Source organism: Arthrobacter sp. 05L45_2, assembly GCF_056397525.1.
In genome coordinates this window covers 1-3844 of record NZ_JBFTNO010000245.1, presented here as the reverse complement: position 1 = coordinate 3844, position 3844 = coordinate 1, and the positions used below count along the sequence as shown (strand labels likewise).

Below are 3844 nucleotides of genomic sequence, written 5' to 3'. Positions count from 1 at the left end.
CGTCGCGGGTGACCAGGCGGGCATTCCAGTTGACCGTGTCGATCGTCGAGGAGAACACCACCTTCGGTGTGTCCCGCCAGTTCCGCGCAAATTCGATCTCCGCGGAGGTGGCGTTGGGCTGCTGGTCGCCGGTGGGCCAGTGGGAACTCATGACGGTCCAGAGCTTTCGCCCGTACAGGGACAGGCTGTTGGCCAGCTCCACGTCCAGCCACCACTGGAAGAGCTCGTCGCTTTGCACGCCCCAACCGATGTCATCGCCAGGTGCGGCGATATAGCCGTCGAGGGTCACGTTCATGGCGAAAATGAGGTTCCGCATGGCGCCAGCTTTCCATCGGGAGGTCGACGTCGTAAAGACCTATATGAATGGAATACGCTCGTGAACGGTTTCCAGTTGGCTGCTCTGATGGCGGGACAGCCGTCGTGCGAAAGTCGCCGCAAGGATAAGGACGAGCGGAGGACAGGGGACCTATTTTTGATCGTCGACGCCATGGCTTTTTTCGTTCAGCAGTTAGGCCTGGCTCGTGGTCTTGAGGACATGCTCCATACGGCGGTCCGGAACCAGCCAGAGCAGGGCTGCAACGGTATAGAGCCCGAGGCCCAGCAACGGTTGCAGCGTCGCTAAAGCCATGCCAAGGAGGTAGATCAGGGGTGAGGCTTTGCCTTTCCAATCGCGCCCCACGGCTCGTGAGAGGGCGCCTTCGTGCCCCTGTTGGCGGATCAGAGACTGTTGCAGAACAAAATAGGCGACGGCGGCACAGAACAAATTGAGTCCATAAACCAATACTGGCACCTGAGCAAAAACGAACTCATCCATCCAGCGCGTGGTGAATGGAAACAAGGACAGCCAAAACAGAAGATGCAGATTGGCCCACAGGATGGATCCGTTGACCTTTTCAGCGAGGTGGATCATGTGGTGATGGTTGTTCCAGTAGATCCCCACGTATATGAAGCTTAGGAGATAGCTCAAGAACGTGGGCAGCACGTCCGCCAATCCCGCCCAGCTCGGCTCGAGGGGTACCCGCAACTCCAGGACCATGATCGTAATGATGATGGCGAGCACGCCGTCGCTGAAGGCCTCGAGGCGGTTTTTGTTCATGCTGAGAATTCCATCAAGTACCCGAGAATGCGGTCCGATCGAACAACGCCGGAAGGCGCCGAGGGCCGGCCAGGCTGCGGCTGGCCTCCACTGAGGAGCGAACTCCTTGAAATCTACCCGGACGCTGCGGCCGCGGCAACCAATACCGTAGGGCCGGCTTCGCATCGATGCAGGTCCCTGTTCGCGGTGTTCGGCCTGCCCACGCCGTCCAAGGCGGCAGCTCGGAGCGGTATGTTGCCCGTTATCTCCCGCGCGATCTCGTGGGGTGGCCACGGTGCGGCTGCTTTTGAATGCGTAAATGCAGCGTTGCGGTTCCCGGGATATGGCCGTCCCCCAATGGACGGCCATATCTTCAGGTGCCTGGGGCGCGGTTAGAGCCGGTGTGGGGAGCGGGGGAGTCTCGGCCCCCTTTTGGCTAATTCCCGGTCGATCAGTGCGAGAAGCTCAGATACCAGAGCCGGGTTTTCTGTGCCGTTCGCAGTGAGCGCAGCTTGTCGTAGTGCGGTCAGTTCGCGCGGCGGCAGGGCGGCCCAACCGGTATACGAGTGCACGGTACGGTCGCAGGCGCTTGTACGGATGGCGTTCATGCGGCCTGCCTCAGGGTGGGCTGAGACCTGTTGCTGCCGCTGTGCCGCATGGCGCCCGGATGGAGTCCAGAGCTGGCCAGGGCGTCCAGGGTGCCCGCCGCGTCGTACCGAAGTTGACTGCTGTCAAGGTCGACCTCGCACTGGGGGAGGACGCGCTCAGCCCGGTGGCGAAGGGTGAGGAGGACTTGGATGTTGCGCGTGGTCAGCGTGCCAACCGGGCGGATCGTGACAGTCGAAGCGTCGAGGTCCACTGAGATCGTGACGCTGAGTTTGCCGGTAGTCATAGATCTGAAGCTCTCTACGAAAAACGAACGGGCCGCGCCTTGACCCAAAAAATATCGTAGGGCACCACTTTTGTACGCGGAAGTAACTTAGGTCACACTCGTAGCCCACAGTGCGTTGTGGGGGCGGGGTCCAGCATCCAGGGTCCGGTCGGCGCAGGCGGAGTGCCGGTCTTGAGGTCCGCGGGGTAGCCCGCCCGGTCTTAGAGGGGTACATAGTTAGGTATGGAACCGACGAGTATGCCCGGCCCGATCGACGACCGGCGGGAACCGGTGGTCGCGGAAATTCAGGACTTGCTCCTGGCGACTCAGGATGTTGCGGATTTCCTCGATGAGCTTGCCTGTTATGCCGCTGCCAATCTGTCCTCGGGCAGCAATGAGGTGTTCTGCGGAATTACGTTGTTACGTCACGGCTCGGCGGGAACGGTGGCCAGCAGCGGTGAAAAGGCACTCAAGCTCGACGAGCTGCAGTACCAGCTCGATGAGGGACCATGTTTGATGGCCAGCCGCAGGCAATTGCTGGTCCACATTCCAGACTTGGCCGGTGACGAGACTTTCCCGAACTACAACGCCATTGCCACCGCTAACGGCATCAGATCCATCCTCGCCGTCCCGTTTCACCTCCCTGACAACACGGTCCGCGCGGGATTAAACCTTTATTCGGAAAAAGCCAACGCGTTTGGCGGCGGAGCGGTAAACCTTGCCCAGGAGTTCGTCTCTCAAGCCTCCAAGGGCCTGAGATTGGCGGTGTTGCTCTCTCAGCACAGCCAAGCAGCCGAGAGCCTGCGGCTGGCGATGACGTCGCGCACGGTGATCGACATGGCTGTTGGCGTCATCATCGCGCAGAACCGGTGCACGCAACAGGAGGCGTTTGATCTAATCAAGTCTGCCTCGAACCACCGCAACCTGAAGCTCCGCGATGTAGCAGCTTCCGTCGTCGAATCCGCGGGCGGAGGAAAAGTCACCACGCACTTTGACTAGGGCGGCGCGGCTAAAGGCAGCGCCCCGCGCCCGTTGCAGTTGTTATGCCTGTTCCTCGTCATGCGGGCTCTGCGCCTGCTTCTCGTCGGGAGAGGGGCCCGGTGTGAGATCGGGGTCGACCACCGGGGAAAATGCATCGGCCGGCACCTCATCGCCGGCGGTTGCGTGGTCCGGATCAGGTGGGTCGTTCGTCGGTCGTATGTCCATGGCACCACGGTAGGTGCCGGTTGCAAAGGTGTCGATGGTTTTTCGTATACAGCTGGTGCCGGGCTCCGGTGGGGCAACTCCGCGGTAGTCTCCGAGGTCCACCCTCGCTTATCCCAGGCCCCTTGTCAGCCTTTCCTGCCCTCTGTGGCTACGCCCTCGATAAAATGACGTTGGCCAAAGGCGAACAGGACCAGCATCGGCAATGTAATGAGCAGCGTTGCGACCATCACGTACTGGTAGTCGCCCTGGCCGCCGTTGGTGGGGCTGTACTTGGTCATCGCGTAGGCGATCCCCAAGGGCGCGGTGAAGCCTTCGACGGAACCGGCGTTCAGGTAGATTAGCGCGGACTGAAGATTGTTCCAGCTCGCTTGGAACTCGAAGATGAAGATCACCACCAGCGACGGGATGGACAGCGGCAGGGCTATCCGCCGGAAAAGTCCGAAGTAGCTGGCCCCGTCGATTCGGGCCGCCTCGAACAGTTCGCGGGGGAGCCCGAGGAAGAACTGCCGCTGCAGGAAAATGTAGAAGGCCGAGCCGAATAGGTTCATTCCGAAGAGAGGAATCCAGGTGCCAAGAACCCCCAGGTTCTTCCAAATCAGGTACTGCGGGACCATCGTGACGGCACCCGGAAGCATCATGGTGGCCAGCACAAGTCCGAAAAGGAAACTGCGGCCGGGGAAGCGGAAGTAGGC

At 60.8% G+C, this 3844-nt stretch carries 6 protein-coding genes; 1 reads left to right on the top strand and 5 read right to left on the bottom strand.

Annotated elements, in window-relative coordinates; all coding sequences use genetic code 11:
- The 3 genes from AC1DHD_RS14750 to AC1DHD_RS14740 form a co-directional block, all read right to left on the bottom strand.
- Window positions 1-316, bottom strand: a 316-nt coding sequence (locus tag AC1DHD_RS14750; protein ID WP_476880433.1) for a dihydrofolate reductase family protein, incomplete at its 3' end; no start/stop codon positions are given.
- Window positions 317-508: 192 nt separating this feature from the next.
- Window positions 509-1096 carry a TMEM175 family protein gene (locus AC1DHD_RS14745; RefSeq protein ID WP_476880432.1) on the bottom strand — a complete coding sequence of 196 codons (588 nt, stop codon included), beginning with the start codon at window positions 1094-1096 and terminating at the stop codon, window positions 509-511.
- Window positions 1097-1679: 583 nt separating this feature from the next.
- Window positions 1680-1967 (bottom strand): hypothetical protein, encoded by a 288-nt coding sequence (locus AC1DHD_RS14740; RefSeq protein WP_476880431.1) that lies wholly within the window; start codon window positions 1965-1967, stop codon window positions 1680-1682.
- Window positions 1968-2204: 237 nt separating this feature from the next.
- Between AC1DHD_RS14740 and AC1DHD_RS14735 the strand changes: the two genes are divergently transcribed.
- Entirely contained in the window at window positions 2205-2945 is a 741-nt protein-coding gene (locus tag AC1DHD_RS14735) for a GAF and ANTAR domain-containing protein (protein WP_476880430.1), read from the top strand.
- A 42-nt stretch (window positions 2946-2987) separates the two neighbouring features.
- Here AC1DHD_RS14735 and AC1DHD_RS14730 read toward each other — a convergent pair whose 3' ends face one another.
- On the bottom strand, window positions 2988-3152 hold the full coding sequence (locus AC1DHD_RS14730) for a hypothetical protein (RefSeq protein WP_476880429.1): 165 nt from the start codon (window positions 3150-3152) through the stop codon (window positions 2988-2990).
- Window positions 3153-3277: 125 nt separating this feature from the next.
- On the bottom strand, window positions 3278-3844 hold a 567-nt coding region (locus AC1DHD_RS14725), incomplete at its 5' end, for a carbohydrate ABC transporter permease (RefSeq protein ID WP_476880428.1).

Bases quoted from the DNA above. Each gene is read 5' to 3' on its own strand.
- AC1DHD_RS14745 (WP_476880432.1), bottom strand. From the start codon at position 1,096: ATGAACAAAAACCGCCTCGAGGCCTTCAGCGACGGCGTGCTCGCCATC.
- AC1DHD_RS14740 (WP_476880431.1), bottom strand. From the start codon at position 1,967: ATGACTACCGGCAAACTCAGCGTCACGATCTCAGTGGACCTCGACGCT.
- AC1DHD_RS14735 (WP_476880430.1), top strand. From the start codon at position 2,205: ATGCCCGGCCCGATCGACGACCGGCGGGAACCGGTGGTCGCGGAAATT.
- AC1DHD_RS14730 (WP_476880429.1), bottom strand. From the start codon at position 3,152: ATGGACATACGACCGACGAACGACCCACCTGATCCGGACCACGCAACC.